Annotated in this window: 20 protein-coding genes; 12 read left to right on the top strand and 8 right to left on the bottom strand. The window is 45.5% G+C overall.

The annotated features are described in order from the left end of the window. Window positions 1-298 precede the first annotated feature (298 nt). The 4 genes from cysK to ACTNCK_RS05450 all read left to right on the top strand — a co-directional run bounded on the left by cysK (window position 299) and on the right by ACTNCK_RS05450 (window position 5,744). On the top strand, window positions 299-1,231 hold the full coding sequence (cysK, locus tag ACTNCK_RS05465; protein WP_441081463.1) for a cysteine synthase A: 933 nt from the start codon (window positions 299-301) through the stop codon (window positions 1,229-1,231). Between the two features lie 76 nt (window positions 1,232-1,307). Beyond that, the gene (locus tag ACTNCK_RS05460) at window positions 1,308-2,609 is read left to right on the top strand and encodes an O-acetylhomoserine aminocarboxypropyltransferase/cysteine synthase family protein (protein ID WP_441081461.1); all 1,302 of its coding nucleotides are present in this window, start codon (window positions 1,308-1,310) and stop codon (window positions 2,607-2,609) included. A gap of 410 nt (window positions 2,610-3,019) precedes the next feature. Continuing rightward, window positions 3,020-4,258 (top strand): RNA-guided endonuclease IscB, encoded by a 1,239-nt coding sequence (iscB, locus tag ACTNCK_RS05455; protein WP_441081459.1) that lies wholly within the window; start codon window positions 3,020-3,022, stop codon window positions 4,256-4,258. A gap of 49 nt (window positions 4,259-4,307) precedes the next feature. Continuing rightward, window positions 4,308-5,744: an MATE family efflux transporter gene (locus ACTNCK_RS05450; protein WP_441081458.1), complete on the top strand. Its 1,437-nt coding sequence runs from the start codon at window positions 4,308-4,310 to the stop codon at window positions 5,742-5,744. 5 nt (window positions 5,745-5,749) lie between these two features. On the opposite strand, the gene ACTNCK_RS05445 is transcribed toward ACTNCK_RS05450, so the two are convergent. The 7 genes from ACTNCK_RS05445 to ACTNCK_RS05415 form a co-directional block, all read right to left on the bottom strand. Then, window positions 5,750-6,490 carry an amino acid ABC transporter ATP-binding protein gene (locus ACTNCK_RS05445; RefSeq protein ID WP_441081456.1) on the bottom strand — a complete coding sequence of 247 codons (741 nt, stop codon included), beginning with the start codon at window positions 6,488-6,490 and terminating at the stop codon, window positions 5,750-5,752. A gap of 5 nt (window positions 6,491-6,495) precedes the next feature. After that, on the bottom strand, window positions 6,496-7,161 hold the full coding sequence (locus tag ACTNCK_RS05440; RefSeq protein WP_441081454.1) for an amino acid ABC transporter permease: 666 nt from the start codon (window positions 7,159-7,161) through the stop codon (window positions 6,496-6,498). A 121-nt stretch (window positions 7,162-7,282) separates the two neighbouring features. Next, entirely contained in the window at window positions 7,283-7,969 is a 687-nt protein-coding gene (locus ACTNCK_RS05435) for a hypothetical protein (RefSeq protein ID WP_441081452.1), read from the bottom strand. A gap of 93 nt (window positions 7,970-8,062) precedes the next feature. Next, window positions 8,063-8,479 (bottom strand): DUF1934 family protein, encoded by a 417-nt coding sequence (locus ACTNCK_RS05430; RefSeq protein WP_441081451.1) that lies wholly within the window; start codon window positions 8,477-8,479, stop codon window positions 8,063-8,065. Further along, a complete protein-coding gene (locus ACTNCK_RS05425) occupies window positions 8,479-9,156 on the bottom strand; it encodes a GntR family transcriptional regulator (protein WP_441081450.1) in 678 nt (225 codons plus the stop codon). Before ACTNCK_RS05425 ends, ACTNCK_RS05430 begins: the two co-directional genes overlap by 1 nt. A 12-nt stretch (window positions 9,157-9,168) precedes the next feature. Then, on the bottom strand, window positions 9,169-10,083 hold the full coding sequence (locus ACTNCK_RS05420) for a 4-(cytidine 5'-diphospho)-2-C-methyl-D-erythritol kinase (RefSeq protein ID WP_441081448.1): 915 nt from the start codon (window positions 10,081-10,083) through the stop codon (window positions 9,169-9,171). A gap of 144 nt (window positions 10,084-10,227) precedes the next feature. Then, entirely contained in the window at window positions 10,228-10,728 is a 501-nt protein-coding gene (locus ACTNCK_RS05415) for a hypothetical protein (protein WP_441081559.1), read from the bottom strand. 171 nt (window positions 10,729-10,899) lie between these two features. Here ACTNCK_RS05415 and ACTNCK_RS05410 point away from each other — a divergent pair, with 171 nt between their 5' ends. From ACTNCK_RS05410 to serS, 6 genes are all read left to right on the top strand, one after another. Further along, window positions 10,900-12,018, top strand: a complete 1,119-nt coding sequence (locus ACTNCK_RS05410) for a trigger factor (RefSeq protein WP_441081446.1) — start codon at window positions 10,900-10,902, stop codon at window positions 12,016-12,018. A gap of 80 nt (window positions 12,019-12,098) precedes the next feature. Beyond that, window positions 12,099-12,248, top strand: a complete 150-nt coding sequence (gene scfA / locus ACTNCK_RS05405) for a six-cysteine ranthipeptide SCIFF (RefSeq protein ID WP_441081444.1) — start codon at window positions 12,099-12,101, stop codon at window positions 12,246-12,248. Between the two features lie 26 nt (window positions 12,249-12,274). Continuing rightward, window positions 12,275-13,654: a thioether cross-link-forming SCIFF peptide maturase gene (gene scfB, locus ACTNCK_RS05400; RefSeq protein WP_441081442.1), complete on the top strand. Its 1,380-nt coding sequence runs from the start codon at window positions 12,275-12,277 to the stop codon at window positions 13,652-13,654. A 57-nt stretch (window positions 13,655-13,711) separates the two neighbouring features. Continuing rightward, window positions 13,712-16,078 (top strand): protein translocase subunit SecD, encoded by a 2,367-nt coding sequence (secD, locus tag ACTNCK_RS05395; protein ID WP_441081440.1) that lies wholly within the window; start codon window positions 13,712-13,714, stop codon window positions 16,076-16,078. A 44-nt stretch (window positions 16,079-16,122) separates the two neighbouring features. Continuing rightward, entirely contained in the window at window positions 16,123-17,373 is a 1,251-nt protein-coding gene (gene glyA / locus ACTNCK_RS05390) for a serine hydroxymethyltransferase (protein WP_441081438.1), read from the top strand. A gap of 12 nt (window positions 17,374-17,385) precedes the next feature. Beyond that, complete coding sequence (serS, locus tag ACTNCK_RS05385) at window positions 17,386-18,687, top strand: serine--tRNA ligase (protein WP_441081437.1); 1,302 nt, start codon at window positions 17,386-17,388, stop codon at window positions 18,685-18,687. Here serS and ACTNCK_RS05380 read toward each other — a convergent pair. Then, on the bottom strand, window positions 18,677-19,417 hold the full coding sequence (locus ACTNCK_RS05380; protein WP_441081436.1) for an alpha/beta fold hydrolase: 741 nt from the start codon (window positions 19,415-19,417) through the stop codon (window positions 18,677-18,679). The two genes, serS and ACTNCK_RS05380, sit on opposite strands and share 11 nt — an antisense overlap. Before the next feature lie 121 nt (window positions 19,418-19,538). Between ACTNCK_RS05380 and ACTNCK_RS05375 the strand changes: the two genes are divergently transcribed. Beyond that, a complete protein-coding gene (locus ACTNCK_RS05375; RefSeq protein WP_441081435.1) occupies window positions 19,539-19,754 on the top strand; it encodes a hypothetical protein in 216 nt (71 codons plus the stop codon). A gap of 22 nt (window positions 19,755-19,776) precedes the next feature. After that, window positions 19,777-20,517, top strand: a complete 741-nt coding sequence (locus tag ACTNCK_RS05370) for a hypothetical protein (RefSeq protein WP_441081432.1) — start codon at window positions 19,777-19,779, stop codon at window positions 20,515-20,517. Window positions 20,518-20,693 lie beyond the last annotated feature (176 nt).

Genomic DNA, 20,693 nt, shown 5'->3' with positions numbered 1-20,693 from the left:
GGCCTCAGACCAGATCTCAGATCTCAGACCTCAGGCCTCAGACTTCAGATCTCAGGCCTCAGACTTCAGACCTCAGGCCTCAGACCTCAGACCTCAGACCTCAGACCTCAGACCAGATCTCAGACCTCAGGCCTCAGACCTCAGACCTCAGGCCTCAGACCTCAGGCCTCAGACCAGATCTCAGACTTCAGACCTCAGGCCTCAGACCTCAGACCTCAGACCTCAGACCTCAGACCTCAGACCTCGCACCTCAAACCTTAAAAATACCAACCACAGCAAGGAAAGGACAATACTACACATGAGTAAAGCAGTTAATGATATTCTTGAACTTATAGGAAACACACCTCTTTTAAAGGCATCCCGCTATGCCAAGGCAGCTGGCGTTAAAGACGCCAATATCTTCGTGAAGCTTGAGCTTTTCAATCCAGCCGGATCTGTAAAGGATCGTATCGCCTTAGGTATGATCGAGGACGCTGAGAAGAAGGGACTTTTAAAGCCGGGCGCTACTCTTATCGAGCCAACCTCTGGAAATACAGGAATCGGAATCGCAGCAGTAGCTACGATAAAGGGATACAAGGCACTCATTACACTTCCGGAGACCATGTCAGTAGAGAGAAGAAATCTTCTCAAGGCATACGGAGCAGAGCTCGTGCTCACAGACGGAGCCAAGGGCATGAAGGGAGCCATAGAGAAGGCTAATGAGCTTCATGAGCAGATACCTGGATCACTGATTCTCGAGCAGTTCGATAATCCATCAAATGCAGCTACGCATGAGAGAACGACAGGACCGGAGATCTGGGAGCAGACTGAGGGAAAGGTTGATTATTTCATCGCAGGTGTAGGAACAGGCGGTACCCTTACAGGAGTTGGTCATTATCTCAAGTCCAAAAATCCTGATGTAAAGATCATAGCAGTTGAGCCTGCAGGAAGCCCGGTGCTTTCAAAGGGACAGGCAGGACCTCATAAGATCCAGGGAATCGGAGCCGGCTTTGTACCAAAGGTTCTTGATACAAAGGTTTACGATGAGATCATCACAATCGAGAATGATGATGCGTTCGAGGAAGGACGCCGTTTCGCTGTAAATGAGGGAGCGCTCGTAGGTATTTCATCAGGAGCGGCATTAAAGGCAGCTGATATAATCGCATCCCGTCCTGAAGCAAAGGGAAAGAATATAGTAGCCCTTCTTCCTGATTCAGGAGACAGATACCTTTCAACAGCACTGTTTTCATAATTAGTTATAAGGAATTAGGACATAGGGGTCAGGGATAGGAAAATTCTTCAACCTGACAATAATAAGGAGATAATAAATGGCTAGATACGCAGATAGAAAGTTACATTTTGAGACACTGGCTCTTCATGTAGGTCAGGAGCAGGCTGACCCTGTTACTGATTCAAGAGCAGTGCCTATTTATCAGACATCATCATATGTCTTTCACAATTCAGACCATGCTGAGGCCAGATTCGGACTCAAGGATGCCGGAAATATCTATGGAAGACTTACAAATCCTACAGAGGACGTATTCGAGAAGAGAATCGCAGCTCTTGAGGGCGGTGTTGCAGCTCTTGCTGTTTCATCAGGTGCAGCAGCTGTTACTTATGCATTCAAGGCAGTAGCAAAGGCAGGAGACCATATCGTTTCTGCAAAGAATATCTATGGCGGCACATACAATTTCCTGGCTCATACATTTGTTGACTATGATGTACATACTACATTCGTTGATCCGTTCAATTATGATGAGATCGAGAATGCCATTCAGGACAATACCAAGGCCCTCTATGTAGAGTCTCTTGGGAATCCGAACAGTGAAGTAGTGGACATCGAGAAGTGGGCACAGATTGCTCATAAGCATGGCCTTCCACTTATCGTTGATAACACCTTTGCTACACCGTATTACCTTCGTCCGATCGAGTACGGCGCTGATATCGTAGTTCATTCAGCTACCAAGTTCATCGGTGGACATGGAACCACAATCGGTGGTGTCATCGTTGATGGTGGTACATTTGACTGGGCTTCATCTGACAAGTATCCATGGCTCACACAGCCGAATGAGTCATATCATGGACTCACATTCGCTAAGGATACAGCACCGGCTGTAATCGCTACATATCTTCGTGCCATCATCCTTCGTGATGAGGGTGCTACCTTAAGCCCATTCCATGCATGGATCTTCCTTCAGGGACTTGAGACACTTTCACTTCGTGTCGAGAGACAGGTTCAGAACGCTCTCAAGGTAGTTGATTATCTGAAGACCAGACCTGAGGTTGAGTATATTTCTCATCCGGCAGCTTCAAAGGATCCTGTACAGCAGGAGCTCTACAAGAAGTATTATCCGAATGGTGGCGGCTCAATCTTCACCTTTGATATCAAGGGCGATGAGAACACAGCCAAGAAGTTCATCGACAACCTCGAGCTATTCTCACTCCTTGCAAATGTTGCTGATGTGAAGTCACTTGTCATTCATCCGGCTTCAACAACTCATTCCGAGGACAACGAAGAAGAACTTCGCGATCAGGGCATTAAGCCTAATACGATCCGTCTGTCAATCGGAACAGAGCATATCGATGATATCATTGAAGACCTCCAGCAGGGCTTCGATGCAATCAGGTAATTAATTTTATCCTTCATACTACATATACCTTTCTGGGAGCCACCGCGTGTGGCTCCTTTTTCATACAGATTTAATTTTACATTGCGTACAATCTTTTATATAATAGCCTCTGTATTATTGTAATGAGGTAAATATCTCACTAATACCTACGGGCAAGCCTGTGGGGTTGCCTAGCAACCTTTAGTAAGTAGCCTAAGTGCTTCGAGCACTACGTTAGGAGAGAATATATAGTTACCTGTGGATGTAGTACCAAGTCCGCAACTCTAAGGTCTGTGATTAAACAGTTCTGAGGTATAGGAACAGTGTTGCAGACGTATAAAACCTCTCATTAACATTGGCGATGGTACACTAACCACACTTCGGTGTGAGTGACTAAAACCTTTCGAGGTTTTAAGAAAGGAGTACGACCTATGGTCTATGTATTATCAAAAACCGGACAGCCTTTAATGCCTACAGAAAACCATGCTAAAGTGCGTATTCTTATAAAGCAAGGTAAGGCAAAGGTGATACACCGCTGTCCGTTCACAATACAATTGTTGTATAGTAGCACGAACTATACACAAAAGGTAACTTTAGGCGTAGATAGTGGAAGTAAGCATATCGGTCTTTCAGCAACTACAAAGGATAAAGTATTATTTGAATCCGATGTAGAGCTTAGGGACGATATTGTTGATTTACTTTCTACTCGTAGAGAATTAAGATGTTCCCGTAGGAGTCGTAAACTCCGTCACCGTAAACCAAGATTTAATAATCGCAGGCGCAGTGACAGATGGTTAGCGCCCTCTGTAAAGCAAAAAGTAGACTCTCACATTACGATGATAGCAAAGGTACACAAAATACTGCCTATCTCAAATATCGTAGTAGAAGTAGCTTCTTTTGATATTCAAAAGATTAAAGATCCTACCATAAATGGCGCCGACTATCAGCATGGTGAACAGTTAGGCTTTTGGAATGTCAGAGAATATGTGCTTTTCCGTGACGGTCACACTTGTCAATGTTGTAAAGGCAAGTCCAAAGACAAAATTCTTAATGTCCATCACATAGAGAGTCGTAAGACTGGCGGCAACGCACCTAACAACCTGATCACACTATGTGAAACCTGTCATACTGGATATCATAAGGAAACCATAAAACTCCCTAAGACAATACATAGAGGAATGTCTTTTAAGGATGCTACATTTATGGGTATCATGCGTTGGGCTTTGTACGAGAGACTTAAAGCTATATATTCAGATGTAAAACTTACTTATGGATATATCACTAAAAACACTCGTATAAAAAACGGCTTGTCAAAGGATCATTATATAGATGCTCGTTGTATTAGCGGCAATCCCAATGCTGTTAGTAATGGAGATGTCTATTATTACAAAAAAGTTCGTTGCCACAATAGGCAGATACATAAGGTAAACTTTATCAAAGGTGGCTATCGTAAACGAAATCAAGCACCATATGAAGTTAAAGGCTTTAGATTGTACGATCAAGTCCTGTGGAAAGGTCAGAAGTGCTTTATTTTTGGCCGCAGGGCAACCGGGCGCATGGATTTAAGGTTTTTAGACGGAACACATGTCAATGCCTCTGTAGGATACAAAAACCTAAAGTTGTTAAAAATGCGTAGTAGTTATCTTATAGAACAAAGAAAGGTAGGTTAAAGGCGGTTCCTCCCACAGGCAAGCCTGTGGGAGGAACCGCTAAATATATATGACAGGGAGTAAACAGACACAGCATACAGATCGTAAAGGCAATCTGCTTGCGCGTATGCGTGAAGGCCATACTCTTGACAGAAAAGAAGAGATTGAACTTATAGCACAGCTTGCGTTTCCGGCTATCATAGCACAGCTGTCTTCAATCATCATGCAGTATATTGATGCATCAATGGTAGGACAGCTAGGGGCAACTGACTCTGCAGCAATAGGACTTGTGGCATCTACGACGTGGCTCATAGGAGGGCTGTGCACAGCGGCAGGCATAGGATTCAACGTCCTGATCGCACACAGAATAGGTGCTGAAAATGATAAGGAAGCAAGAAATATCGTACGAATCGGACTTATTTTTGCATTATGTATTAGTCTGATCGTAATGGCATTCTGTGTCGCATTCTCAGGAAAGATTCCGCTATGGCTGGGTGGCGACAGCAGGGTAGCTCCCAGAGCCAGCGCATATTTTGGCATTTATTCAATGGCGCTTCCGGCCATGCAGATGATGTACATAGCAGGTGGTATGGTTGAGGCATCAGGCAATATGAAGCTTCCGAGCTTTCTGGGTGTTCTGGAGTGCGTGCTGGATGTGATATTCAACCTGATTTTTATCTTTCCATCAAGGAATATAAGTATTTTTGGAAAAAATATACATGTATATGGATTCGGACTTACGATAAAAGGCGCTGCGCTTGGTACTGCTCTTGCAGAGGCCGTTGCTGCGGCATTATGCCTTATCTATCTGCTCAGGATCTCTCCTGTGCTTCATCTGAGAAGCGGAGAGAGGATTCATGATGTGAAAAAAATAATAAAGAAGGCTCTTGAAATATCTGTTCCATCGGCCGTAGAATCAGTTATTATGGGTGGCGCACAGGTAGTATCTACAACTATTGTGGCGCCTCTCGGAGCAGATTCGATTGCCGCCAATTCATTTGCTGTGACGGCCGAGAGTCTGTGCTATATGCCTGGATATGGCATCCAATCCGCCGCCGTGACTCTGATAGGCCAGTGTTATGGAGCCAGAAGACATGAACTCATGAGAAGGCTTGGATGGATCACGACTATCAGTGGCATAGTTGTGATGACAGGTGCAGGAATTCTGATGTATATTTTTGCACCGGAGATGATAGGGATACTGAGCCCGGATCCTGTGATCAGGAAGCTTGGAACCCAGGTCCTTCGTATAGAGGCATTTGCTGAGCCGATGTTCGGAGCCTCAATTGTGGCCAGCGGTGTCTTCCGCGGAACAGGTGACACGCTTTCGGCTACGATCCGCAATATTATAAGCATGTGGGGAGTCAGAATCCCGCTGGCGGCAGTTCTTTCAGGACGTCTGGGCCTTCGTGGTGTCTGGATCTCAATGTGCACGGAGCTTATTGTGCGTGGTATACTGTTCCTCACACATCTGGCTGGTCATAAGTGGGAGAAGATCAGAAATTGATGATATTATTCTGTCTCAAGACGCAGGAATTCTCTGGTTCTCTCTTCCTTAGGATTTGAGAAAAATTCATCAGGAACTCCCTGCTCTACGACGACTCCGCCGTCCATGAATATCACTTTGTTCGACACTTCTCTGGCAAATGACATCTCGTGTGTCACTACAAGCATTGTCATTCCGTCTTCGGCCAGCTGTCTTATGACAGTGAGCACTTCTCCGGTCAGCTGTGGGTCAAGTGCTGATGTCGGCTCATCGAAGTAGATGATCTTCGGGTCTGTAGCCAGGGCTCGGGCAATGGCTACTCTCTGCTGCTGGCCGCCTGATAGCTGTGAAGGATACTGCTTTGCATAGTCTTCCATTCCCACACGGGAGAGCATATCCATGGCGGTCCGTACTGCCTGATCCTTTGGTATCTTCCTTGCAGATGTGAGTCCGAGTGTCACATTGTCAAGAACATTCTTGTTCTGGAATAGATTATAGTCCTGAAATACGAATCCTGTCTGCTTCTGGATGCCGGTTATCTCTTTTTTTGACATATCTTTCAGATCATACATCTGTCCATCGAATTCCATGAGTCCGGAATCTGCCTTTTCCAGAAAATTGATACAGCGCAGAAGAGTGGTCTTTCCAGAACCTGACGGTCCTAGAATTGATACCACATCGCCTTTATTTACATTGAAGCTGACTCCGCGCAGGACTTCTTTATCGTCAAAATTCTTCCTGATATTTTTTATCTCTAATAATGCCATATGCTTCACCTTTTACCATAAACTGAAAGCTTCTTCTCGCCGAATCTCTGAAGCAGTGACAGAACGGTTGAGAAAATCAGATAGATCACTGCTACCTCGAGGTAGAGAGCCATTGTCTGATATGTACGTCCAGCGATTCTCTGGGCCTGGAAGAACATCTCTGTGACAGTGATATTGGCAGCAAGAGAAGTATCCTTGACCATTGATATCAGCTCATTTCCGAGGGCTGGGAATGCTGTTCTGAATGTCTGCGGCAGAAGTACATGCCACATGATCTGGACATAGCTCATTCCGACGCATCTGCCGGCCTCCATCTGTCCGGATGGCACTGACTCGAGTGCACCACGGATAGTCTCAGCAGCATAGGCTCCTTCGTTTATTGAAAAAACAAGCACCGCCGCCGGGAATGCATCGATATTTACGCCTATTGAAGGCAGTCCGAAAAAGATAACGTACAGTTGTACAAGTAAAGGTGTGCCCCTGATGACCCATATATAGAAGCGGCAGATCTGCCTTAGAACAGGAATGCGAGCGAACTGCACAAGTGCCACAACAACTGCAATCACAAGCGCTATTGCAAAAGATATGAGTGTCAGCGGAATTGTCATCAGAAGTCCGCGTGATAATAGCTGTGGGAATGAATCAACCACAACCTGCCATACATTATTCATGATAATCTTCTCCTTATCGTAAATAAGGATATTATATAATAGATTGTGTACAATGTAAAATGAAATCTGTATGAAAAAGGAGCCACCATCTGGTGACTCCTGAAAAACGTCCTGACTGTATTCAGGCCTCTGTCTTTGCTGACTGCGTGGTCTTGTCTTTAGAAGCGTTATCTGTGGAAGTGGTTTCTTTTCCGTTTTTCCATTTGTTCATCTTGTCCATGACTGCATCATAGGTCTTCTGGGAGATATCCGGAAGAGTCTTGCCCCATGACTTTGTTGCCTTTTTAAAGCCTTTCTGGATGGCCTCGATCATCTTGTCAGCCTTGGCTGAATCTCCGCCACTGAGGGCCTTTGCGAAGTCAACGATACGGTCTGAGGTCTGGCTGACACCCCAGTAGCCGTCATCTGCGATATCCTTCTGGGCCTGGGCCTTATTGGCTGCATCTACAGTGAAATTGCCGCTTGCGAGGAACTTCCACATATCATCGGCATTGCTGATGGCATTTCCCTGACCCTGGATCGTCTTATTGACTATATCCATCAGGCTCTTCTGCCTTGACTCCATATCAGACTTCATCTGGCTGATGAATGCGGTTCTCTGCTCCTCTGATGTGAATACCCTGGTATTGTACGTGGAGCCTGTCACCTTAGACTTCTCATAGGTGGCAGCGGTATCAGAAAATCCTGCCTTCTTCGAGGCATCATCAGCAGTCCTGGTATCAGTAACGGCATCCGTGCTCTTTGCTGCTGCAGCGGCCTGTGTATATGCGCTGCCGCTACCAACAGCAGTGATCTGTGTTGAATCCATAAAAACCTCCTTGACATTCTTTCACTTAATTAACATCCTTGTTATAATAATTATCGTTCCGGAACTCAGTTTCGTAAAGCCTTTTCTGAAAAATCATACCGCAGTTATCTCAATCCTGTTCTCAGAGACCATATCGCCATTATTATAAAGCTTATATCGCATTACAAGAGAAAGCGATGGAGCTTCGTCAAGTATCAGACTGATCTCACCGGTCCTGAGCATGAATTCGAGAGTCCCTATAGGCGTAGCATAAAGAAATGGAGTCGGTGTATCAACATCGAACTCCATTTTTGTATTAGAGATTCCTTTTCTTATAACGGTGATCCGCTTCCCGTCGGTGGACTTTACGGAGGTGGAGGTCACGCCATTCTCATCTGTGGTATCAAATCTCAGGAGAAATCTGCTTCCCGAGGAGACAGACAGACGGCCGCTTGTATCCGTATGATTGATATCGGCCATGTCTTTGGACTTCTGGACGTATTTCAGGTGGATCTTTACTTCATAAGACATTATGAATCCTCATTCTGTTCCTGGATTACCTTCTTGACAGAGTCAACCTGGTTCTGCAGATGCTCATGCATTACGGAACGGACGTAGTTCACATCCTTTCTCCTGAGACCATCGAGAATCTTGGAATGATCTGTTACGAGATCGGAGTAATCCTTGTCCTGCTTGATGTACTCATATCTATAGCGGTACATCTGCTCCTTCAGATTCTGTATGATGTTCATCAGCTTCGGATTGCCGGTGGCTTCATAGATCACATTGTGAAAGGCCTCATCAGCCTCAACTATGGCCCTTACATCCTTTGCCCTGGTCACCTCGACGAAGTCATGCATGGCATCCTCCAGCTTTCTGAAATCCTCTGATGTCATTCTCTCGCAGGCATCGGATACGGCCAGCTCATCAAGAGCATCCCTGATTTCGAGGACATCGAGAAGATCCTTCTCGGTCATCTTCGCTACCTGTGCACCCTTTCTCGGGATGGTGACAGCCAGGCCCTCCTGTTCGAGCATCCTGATAGCCTCCCTGATAGGAGTACGGGAAACGCCCAGTTTATTGGCCAGATGTATCTCCATCAGCCGCTCACCCGGAGCCAGCTCACCCATCAGTATGGCGTCTCTTAGAGCATTGAAAACATTATCCCTGAGTGGAAGGTCAGAATTTGAATCCATTTTAAGTTCCATATATAAACCTTTCTATTTCCGCTCTGCCTTATGGGCATAGTCGGGTGTCAGTGCCTCCACTGAAAAAATATCCGTACACAGTCCCTTGCTCTTTATCTCGGATGAGGCAGCACTTCTCTCCTCCTCAGATGAGAAGAAGCCAAATACGGTAGGTCCGCTTCCTGTGACTCTTGAGAGAATCGCGCCCTTTTCCTCCATTATCTCTTCTATATCTGGGATAGAAGGGACAAGGTGCCTGGCAGCATCCTCAAGGTCATTGTGGATATTATCCCTGATGCCTTTCATATCACCTTTTCTGATAGAATCGATCACAGCATTTATATCGCCGCCTGCGGAATCGGGATGGCAGTCGAACCATTTGTATGCAGCTGGGGTTGAAACTCCGCATGGTGGCTTTGCAAGCAGGATATGCGTCTTTAGTGATGCATCGATCGGAGTGATCTTCTCTCCGATACCTTCGCAGAGACACAGGCCTCCGTCGATACAGTAGGGAACATCGGCACCTAAGGAAACAGACATAGCCCTTAGCTGATCGGAGGAGAAGATATGACCCTCGATAGCATTTATACCGCGAAGTACAGCGGCGGCATCAGAGCTTCCGCCAGCCATACCGGCAGCGACTGGAATATTCTTGGTCAGATGGATATAGTATCCATGACTCTCGGGCAGGAGAGAGCAGATCAGTTTTGCTGCCCTGATACAGAGATTGCTCTCGTCGCAGGTGATCTCTTCCTCGGGATGGGAACCAGCATAATCCATATCCATAGATATCTCATATCTGTCATTGGTTCGGTAGATCCCTATCGAATCATACAGACCCACCGTCTGCATTACCATGGAAAGCAGATGATATCCATCATCACGCCTCCCGGTGATAGAGAGCCCTATATTTATTTTAGCATAAGCCCTTTCGATTACTGATTTCACCAGGTTCCTTTCATTGTTTCAAAAATAGTCCAATTAGCGATTGTTTTTTCTTGAATGCTGTATACAAAATATTATAACGGAATTCAGATGATAAATCAAGCTCAACCAGTTTTGCAAAAAAAAAAAGAGCCCCGAAGGGACTCCTTATTTCTTCTTTGAATTCTTCTTTTCCTTAGCCTTTTCCTTCTGGGCTTCCCTTACCTTACGTCTGGCCCATGCCAGAGGTCCCTTCTTCTCCTTGGCAGGAGGAGTGATATGAGTTCCGTGTGCACCCTGGACACGGCTTATATAAAGACCTGAGACTCTGGCCTTTACCTCCTTATGGACAGGGATCAGATCGAAGACCTCAGGGTCGCAGATGAAGGTCATTACCTTTGGCCCGACCTTGGCTTTTACGACAGGAGCCTTGGCCCGCTTCGAGTACCATGGTGTATTGGCTGTAACCGATGCAGGAAGCCCTGCTTCGGTTATCCTCATCTTTTTCTTATCAATGATCAGCATAGTGTAGGTCTGGGCAGTGGCATCAATCTGCTCCTGCTGCTCGTCGGCTCTTTTTTGTGCCTTCTTGCCAAGGATCGCAAGGACTATGGTGGCTGCGACGAGGACAGCGGCAATAACGATAAGGGTGATCGCCAGTGGTCCGATAGCAAGGAAGAGAGGAACTGAATTTGGATAAAGCATAGATTTATTACTCCTTTGAATTAGTTTCAAAACAATATAATTCTATCATTTTAACCTGCCGATATCAAGACATTATAGTTGAAAGAACAGGTGGATTATGGTAGAATTCTTTACTGTTTGAAAAGGAGAACTAATATGAACAGAAGAATTGCAGCAGGGATCATTGCGGTAGCAATGGTGATCACAGGCGGATGTACTAGCAGAGCAGGAAAGAAAACACAGGGGGCTAAGAAGGCTTCGACCGGAACATATAAGGCAGCTGATTATGTGACTCTGGGAGATTATAAGGGAGTTGAGGTAAGCCTCACCAAAGCCTATAAGACAGATGACGCAGCTGTAAAGGATTATGAGCAGACGCTTATTTCAAATGCAGGTGGGTTTATAAAAGATTCAACCAAGACCAAGGTTGAAAAGGATTCCATAGTAAACGTTGATTATAAGGGAATGAAGGACGGCAAGGCCTTTGACGGCGGTACTGCTACAGATGTGACGATAGATGTCTCAGGAAATAAGGATGCATCAAGTGGGACGGGTTATATAGATGGATTTACCGACGGTCTTGTCGGAGCTGAGGTCGGAAGCAAGGTTGATTCAAAAGTCACCTTCCCGAAGGACTATCAGGCGACGGATCTTGCCGGCAAGGAGGTCACCTTTCAGTTCACAGTGAACTATATCTGCAAGAAGGCTGATATTGATAGTGTGGATAAGGCTTTTTTAAAGAAGAACTTCAATGTGGAGACAAAGGATGCCTTCTATGATTATGCAAAGAAGAAGCTTGCTGAAAACAACAAGTCTGAAAAGACATCAAAGACAAGACAGCTTGTCATGAAGGCGGTGCTTAAAAATTGCAGGGTAAACGGATATCCTAAGGGTCTTCTGACGAAAAGAACAGAGAATCTGAAGGACCAGTACATGACCCAGAACGGCATCACAAAGAAGCAGTGGAAGACCTTTCTGAAGCAGTACGGAACCACAGAGGAGGAATTCGATAAGAAGATAAAGGAAACAGTAAAGAAAAACGTAAAGACAGAGCTTGTATTTACAGCTATAGCTGACAAGGAGGGAATAAGCCTCGATAAGACCGGCTTCAACAGCTATATAAAGTCCCTTGCCACAGATGGCCAGGACGCTGTGCAGGTTTATAAGAAATACGGCTCTACTGCCACAGAGGGAAAGGACTATCTGCAGATGATATACAGAGTCAACAAGGCCCTTGAATACTGCGTAGAAAAGGCAACAGTCAAAGAAAAATAAAAGACTTTTATTTTCCTTTGAATTGTGTTATAGTTTTACAGTATGTTTAGAAACAAAATTATTCAGGAAAGGATATTTTTATGAAACACATTGAGACATTAAATGAAAAGAGACTTCAGAACACAGTTGAGCACGGCGGATGCGGTGAGTGCCAGACCTCATGCCAGTCAGCATGTAAGACCAGCTGCACAGTAGGCAACCAGCACTGCGAGAATCCTGCACAGAGATGATTTAAGCGACTGCAGAGGTTTATGATTTGATTCATCATTACAAGAATAATGGATATGACATTGTCCTTGATGTGAATTCAGGAGCCATCCATATAGTTGATGATCCTACCTATGATATGATAGGTGAATATGAGCAGAAGAGTAAGGAGGAGGTCATCTCAGATATCGCCAGGAAATATCCGCAAGAGACGGAGGAGGATATCAGGGAGGCCTACGACGAGATCACCCAGCTTAAGGATCAGAAGGCTCTGTTCACACCTGATCCATATCAGGACAGAGTGATAGATTACACCAGACGGCCAACGGTTGTTAAGGCTATGTGTCTTAATGTGGCTCATGCCTGTAATCTGAGCTGTGAATACTGTTTTGCTGACGAGGGCCTTTATTTCGGAAAAAAGGCGGAGCTTATGAGCTTTGAGACCGGAAAGGCGGCTCTCGATTTTCTTATCTCACATTCAGGACAGAGAAGGAATCTCGAGGTGGATTTCTTCGGAGGAGAGCCCACTCTTAACTTCGATGTCGTAAAGCAGCTTGTTGCCTACGGCAGACAGAGAGAGAAGGAGGCAGGCAAGCACTTCCGCTTCACATTCACGACGAACGGTATACTCCTGAATGACGAGATAATGGAATTTGCCAATCAGGAAATGGACAATGTCGTTATGTCGATCGATGGAAGGAAAGAGATCCATGACAGGATGAGACCCTTCCATAACGGCGATCCGACATGGGACATAATAGTCCCTAAGTATCAGAAGTTTGCTGCCATGAGAGAGGCTCTGGGGAAGCAGTATTATGTCCGCGGTACATATACGAGATACAATCTCGATTTTGCCAAGGATATTCTTGCTCTGGCCGATCTGGGATTTAGGCAGATAAGCATTGAGCCGGTAGTGGCTCCAAGGGAAGCGCCATATTCGCTGCGTACGGAGGATATTCCTGTTCTGTGTGAACAGTATGATATTCTATCTAGAGAGATGATAAAGCGTCATGGCACGCCGGAGGAATTCAACTTCTTCCATTTCATGATAGATCTGGAGGGAGGCCCATGCGTCTATAAGAGACTAAGTGGCTGCGGCTCAGGTACCGAGTATGTATCAGTTACTCCAGATGGTTCAATCTATCCATGCCATCAGTTCGTCGGAAAGACCGATTTCTGTATCGGAGATGTATATAATGGAATCAGCCGGGACGATATAGTGACTGAATTCAAGGGCTGCAATGTATATTCACGCCCTAAGTGCCGTGAATGCTTTGCCAGGTTCTACTGTAGTGGCGGATGCAGCGCAAACGCCTATAATTTCACAGGCAACCTGAGGGATGTCTATGAGATAGGATGTGCTCTTGAGAAGAAGAGGATAGAGTGTGCTATCATGCTTAAGGCAGCATACAGGGAAAAAGGAGAATGAGATCAGGCACTGTCAGCCCTGACAGCGTCCTAAAATGTAACAAGGAGTGTAACAACAATGAAACCGAAGAAGGGAAAATCAGTCGCATTTTTTTGCGCCTTTCTTGCAGTCGTAGTGCTCTTGGGGTATTTTTCTCTTACAGTGATAAGGGATACCTTAAAAGATGGTAAGAACAGTCTGAAGCTGGGACTTGATCTGGCAGGAGGAGCATCGATCACTTACCAGATAAAGGGCAAGGCTACGAAAACCCAGATCCAGGATACTATCTACAAGCTTCAGAAGCGTATAGAGAACGATCTGGGAAGCGAGTCAAACACGACAGAGGCTAATGTATACCAGATGGGTGACGACAGAATCGCTGTCGAGATCCCTGGAGTAAAGGATGCCAACAAGATTCTGGAGCAGCTTGGGACACCTGGTGATCTATATTTCATAAAGCACAAGGATTCAAGCGGCAAAGAGAACTACACCTATGATCAGAAGACCGGACAGTATAAGCTGTCTGACGGCGTGACTATCAAGAGCTTAAAGCAGAACGGCTCAATCGTTCTGGACGGATCAGAGGTAAAGAGCGCACAGGCAGTTTACGAGGATTCCAATAATACTGGAAATAAGGAGCCTGTCGTATCCATCTCGCTAAAGAGCGAGGGCGCATCCGCATTCGCGGCTGCGACAAAGGAAGCAGCTGCAGACAGCCATGATACTATCGGTATCTACTATGATGGCAATTTTGTATCAGTACCGAGTGTTAACGAGGAGATCTCGGACGGTAACTGTGTGATAAACGGAATGAAGGATATAGAGGAGGCTCAGAACCTTGCTTCATATATCCGTATCGGTGGTCTCGATATCAAGCTTAAGGAGATCCAGTCAGAGATAGTAGGAGCCCAGCTTGGATCCAATGCCTTAAAGACATCACTTATGGCAGCAGGAATCGGACTTCTGCTCGTGATGATCTTCATGTGCATAGCCTATCTCTTCCCTGGAGCAATGGCTTCACTTGCCCTTCTTCTTTATACAGAGCTTATTATAAGCATACTTCAGGTATTTGATATCACTCTTACCCTGCCGGGTATAGCCGGTATCATCTTAAGTATAGGAATGGCAGTCGATGCGAATGTCATCATCTTCTCAAGAATAAAGGAAGAGATAGCAGCAGGCCGTACAGTAAAGGCTGCTATGCAGACAGGATTCAGGAGAGCGCTGTCAGCCATCCTCGATGGTAATATAACGACTCTTATCGTCGCATTTGTCTTAGGAGTGATAGGAACCGGAACAGTAAAGGGCTTTGCCATTACTTTAGGACTCGGTACCTGCCTGTCCATGTTTACAGCCCTCTTTATCACAAGAGGTCTTATGAACTCCTTCTACAACTTCGGCTGTACAGATGCAAAGATTTATGGCCATCTCTGGAATGTAAGGACTATGCCTCTTATCAGGAAAAAGGCAATCTTCTTCGGTATATCTCTTACACTTATTGCTATCGGGGTCATCTCAATGATCGGATACAAGGCTTCGACAGGAAAGGCTCTCAATTATTCACTTGAGTTCTCAGGCGGTACATCTACCACTGTTAACTTCTCAAAGAATTATTCTATCGAGCAGATTGATGAGAAGATAGTGCCGGTTATCGAGAAGGTAACAGGAGATGCAAACGTACAGAGTCAGAAGGTGACTGGAGGAAACCAGATAATCTTCAAGACACGTACTCTTGATCTGTCAGAGAGAGAAAAGCTTAACAGCCTGCTGAACAAGAGCTTCGGAGTAAAGGAGTCTGACGTACAGACACAGAACATAAGCGGTACCATCTCTGGAGAGATGAGACGTACTTCTATTATAGCTGTGATCGTTTCTGTTATCATGATTCTCTTCTACATCTGGTTCAGGTTCCGTGATGTCAGATTTGCTACATCAGCTGTACTGGCACTCTGCCATGATGTGCTGGTCACTCTTGGCGTATATGCGGTATTCAGGCTGTCGGTTGGTTCAGCCTTTGTGGCTTGTATCCTTACTATAGTAGGATATTCGATAAACGATACGATCGTGGTATTCGACCGTATCCGTGAGAATCTGCGCAATACAAGCAAGCAGAAGACAGCTGCTGTACTCAGTGACATCTCTGATAAATCTGTGACGGAGACACTGACAAGATCCTTAAGTACATCGTTTACGACAGCTCTTACTATAATAATGCTCCTTATCCTTGGAGTATCATCGATAAGGGAGTTTGCCTTCCCTCTGCTCGTAGGAGTTATCTGCGGTACCTACTCATCTATCTTCGTAGCTACTCCTCTCTGGTATGTGGCAAGAGTCCATATAGGAAAAGGCGATGAGACTGATCAGAAGCAGGGACCAAACGCAAGGAAAAAGAAGAAGAAACCGGTAGTAAAGCCGGACAAGTATAATAATGGTGCTATAGTATAGTGACCAGGCCGGGTCCGTCCCGGCCTTTTTTTACAGGAGGAAACATGTACACTATTGACGACATCAGAAACGAAGACCCTGAAGTAGCAGAGGCTATCTGCGAGGAGTTCGACCGCCAGCAGAGCCACATTGAGCTTATCGCCTCGGAGAACTGGGTAAGCCCTGCGGTTATGAGCGCTATGGGAAGCATCCTTACCAACAAGTATGCAGAAGGCTACCCTGGACACAGATATTATGGTGGCTGTGAGAAGGTCGATATAGTAGAGGATCTGGCCAGAGAAAGAGCAAAGGAGCTCTTCGGAGCAGAGTATGCAAATGTCCAGCCTCATTCAGGTGCTCAGGCAAATATGGCAGTTGAATATGCTGTATGCAAGCCTGGTGATACCATAATGGGAATGAGCCTTGATCACGGCGGACATCTGACCCATGGATCACCGGCTAATTTCTCAGGGACATATTTCAATATTGTTCCTTACGGAGTAAATGATCAGGGCTTCATTGACTATACAAGAGTCGAGGAGATAGCAAAGGAATGCAGACCAAAGATGATCATTGCCGGAGCAAGTGCCTATGCAAGGGCTATTGACTTCAAGAAATTTTCTGAGATAGCTCACGAGGTCGGGGCGGTCCTTATGGTAGATATGGCTCATATAGCAGGCCTTGTGGCAACAGGCTATCATCAGTCTCCTGTACCATATGCAGATATTGTGACGACTACTACCCACAAGACTCTTCGCGGACCTAGAGGGGGACTTATCCTTGCGACAAAGGAGGCAAGCGAGAAGTACAAGCTTAATAAAGCAGTCTTCCCGGGAATTCAGGGTGGCCCTCTTATGCATGTGATAGCAGCAAAGGCAGTCTGCTTCAAAGAGGCATTAAGCCCGCAGTTCAAGGAATATGCCCACCAGATCATCCTAAATGCAAAGGCCCTGTCAAACGGTCTTATGAGCAGGGGGATCGATATCGTTTCTGGCGGTACGGACAATCATCTGATGCTTGTTGACCTGATAAATAAGGGACTTACAGGCAAGGAGGTTGAGGCATGGCTTGATGAGGCTCATATCACAGCCAACAAGAATACTGTTCCTAATGATCCTAAGAGCCCGTTTGTGACCTCAGGAATCCGTCTCGGAACACCTGCGGCAACCACAAGAGGTCTTAAGGAGGATGATTTCGATCAGGTAGCAGAGGCAATAGCTGCTGTGATCGATGAAAAGGAAGAGGGAATTCCTGCTGCAAGAGCTATCATCCAGAAGCTCACAGATAGGTATCCATTATCAGGAAAGTTTTTTTGATCAGGAGCATTTATGATTGACATTAAGTTTCTTAGAGAAAATCCGGATGCAGTCCGTGAGAACATAAAGAAAAAGTTCCAGGACAAGAAGCTTCCGCTAGTAGATGAAGTTATAAAGTATGACGCTCTTTCAAGAGAGGCAAAGGGTGAGGCTGATAACCTCCGTGCCGAGAGAAACCGTCTTTCAAAGCAGATAGGCATCCTGATGAAGGAAGGAAAGAAGGACGAGGCTGAAAAGACCAAGGCAATGGTAAGTGCCAATGCCGCAAGGCTTACGGAGCTCGAAGAGAAGGAAAAGGAGTATCAGAAGAAGGTAAGGGATGATATGATGGTGATCCCTAATATCATAGATCCTTCTGTGCCTATAGGACCTGACGACTCCTGCAATCAGGAGATAGAGAAATTTGGTGAGCCGGTCGTTCCTGACTTCCCTGTTCCATATCATACTGATATCATGGAAAGCTTCGACGGCATAGATCTCGATGCTGCCGGCAAGGTGGCTGGAAACGGATTCTATTATCTGCTCGGAGATATAGCAAGACTTCATTCGGCTGTACTCGCATATGCCAGGGATTTCATGATAGGCAAGGGCTTCACCTACTGCATCCCGCCTTATATGATCCATTCCGCTGTCGTTGACGGAGTCATGAGCTTCGATGAGATGGATGCGATGATGTATAAGATCGAGGGTGAGGATCTCTATCTGATCGGTACCTCAGAGCATTCTATGATAGGACGCTATAAGGACACCTTAAATGACGAGGAAAAGCTGCCTTATACAATGACCTCATATTCACCTTGCTTCCGTAAGGAAAAGGGAGCTCATGGAATAGAGGAGCGAGGAGTCTATCGTATCCATCAGTTTGAAAAGCAGGAGATGATAGTGGTCTGCAGACCTGAAGAGGCCTGGGACTGGTATAATAAGCTCTGGAGCTATACGGTAGAGCTTTTCCGCAGCATGGATATACCTGTACGTACACTGGAGTGCTGCTCAGGAGATCTTGCAGACCTAAAGGTCAAGAGCTGTGATGTCGAAGCATGGAGCCCGAGACAGAAGAAGTATTTTGAGGTAGGAAGCTGCTCCAACTTAGGAGATGCTCAGGCCAGAAGACTTGGTATCAGGGTAAAGGCTGCAGATGGCAGGAAGTATTTTGCAAATACACTGAATAATACAGTAGTAGCTCCTCCGAGAATGCTCATAGCCTTCCTTGAGAACAATCTGAATGCTGACGGTACAGTAAGCATTCCGGAGGTTTTAAGGCCTTATATGGGAGGGATAGAAAAGCTTATCCCTAAGCATAAGATCAATCAGTAAAGATAGCCCAGAAGTCTCTTATAAAGGAGGAAAGCCTGTCAGACCCGATCACATAGCTTCCGTGATTCTCCCCGGGGAGGATACGGAGCTGACTTTTTTGTATGGAGGAGAAGATCTTCATTGTATCAGACTTTTTTACCAGGTCATTTTCTCCAGACAGGACCAGGACTGGGACAGAGATCTGTCCAAGCATCTTCTCTGATATATCAGGCTCGGTCAGCATAAGTCTTTCCAAGGCTCCGCTTGCAGCAAAGACCTGACTTGATACAGTATCTATATCAGTATCCGAGCTGCCGTGAGAGGACAGCTTTCTTTTCATTGCCTTCTTTATCGCCATACGTTCCTGGCCAGTAAGTCCCTTAGGGCATGTATTGGCTCCGCAGCATATGATTCCGCTGCATAGATGAGAGTAGGTGGAGGCAAATATAAGAGCAGTGATTCCTCCGTCAGAGAAACCGACAATAAGAGGCTTCCTTATATCAAGCTCTGTGATAAAGCGATAGAGATCATCTGCCATATCCTGATAGTGGAGCTCTTTTGGACAGGCAGACAGACCGTGACCCCTGCTGTCAGGGGCATAGATGTCGAAATCCTCTCCAAGGGAGTCACAGAGGGTGTCAAATATATGATGATCCTCACCGTTTCCATGAAGCAGGATCAGAGGGGCGGCATTCTCCTTTCCGGGAATGTGCTGATAATAGATCACCTGGGAGCCAAATACGTAAACCATACTTAAAACCTCGATATAAGCTGCTGAATGAATACATTGTAGCATACTTATGGACAAAAAAGACACTAAATTATCAGTATACAGAATATTATGCTTTGTACTAAGCATCGGATCTCTCATTTTGAGCTGCCTCAGATGGTATTTAGGGCTTGCCTCGGCAATAGCCTCTATAGTCTTCGCAGTACTGCATGGAAGATCAAGTGAGGAAAACGACAGACTTGTGATCTGCGGCGCTGTCATATCAGCTGTCTACATTGTCATATACATACTGGTATTTATCATTGGGGCTTCTTATTTTGCCGGATTAGGTATAGATCCGTTAAAGCCGCCAAAATGATCGATATAAATTAGGAGAATCTATGGATAACAACAATTTTTATAATAATGGTAGCAATGAGGATCCGGATCAAAAGCCGTCAGAGCAGGATATCTTTGCGGAGGAGACGCAGGAGCAGGATTCGGATATAGATAAGAGCCAGAACGGACCGGTTTTGGATAGTGGAAGTACAGAGCAGGGCAGACCTGATTCTTATGGTATGAATGGCAATAGAGATCAGGGATGTCGCGTGAACCCTGATCAGTGGCAGGCATACAGGCAGAGCCAGAATGGGGGCAATAGAAATAACAGCTATGGTCCTTACGGACAGACTGGCCCTGGCTACGGTCCTTACGGACAGACTGGCCCTGGCTACGGTCCTTACGGACAGACTGGCCCTGGCTACGGTCCTGATGGGCAGAATGCCTGGAATAATGGAAACGGATATCCTCAGAATCCATATCAGCCCTATAATGGCTACTATCAGCAGGATCCATCAAGAGGGTTCGGGATCGCCTCAATGGTGCTTGGAATTATCTCCCTTCTCTGCTTCTGCTCATTCGTTAACGTTCTGCCGGCAATCCTTTCTATCGTATTCGGCATTATCTCTCTTTCGAAGAGAAAGAACAACGGCTTTGCGATAGCAGGGATAATCTGTGCTGCTGTTTCGATCGTCCTTTTAGTGATCACTATGATCCTTTTCGCAGACAACATAAATCTTATGAATGCTCTGCAGGATTATCTAAACAATTATGAAAGCAATTTTTACCGCTATATTAGATGATAGGGATTAGGGATCAGGGACTGGCCGCTTGAGCCGGTCCTTTTTTGTATTTTTATGTATAAATATGCATAGAAACGCAATTATATCTATATAGTTTACTAATAAATATTATATTTATACTTTGCCAATTTAAAACATCACCGATAAACAGCGCTAATATAAGAAAAATAAACATT

It is taken from the genome of Candidatus Weimeria sp. HCP3S3_B5, from assembly GCF_052064335.1.
Lineage (GTDB): Bacteria > Bacillota > Clostridia > Lachnospirales > Lachnospiraceae > Weimeria.
This window is presented reverse-complemented; position numbering and strand designations above follow the sequence as displayed.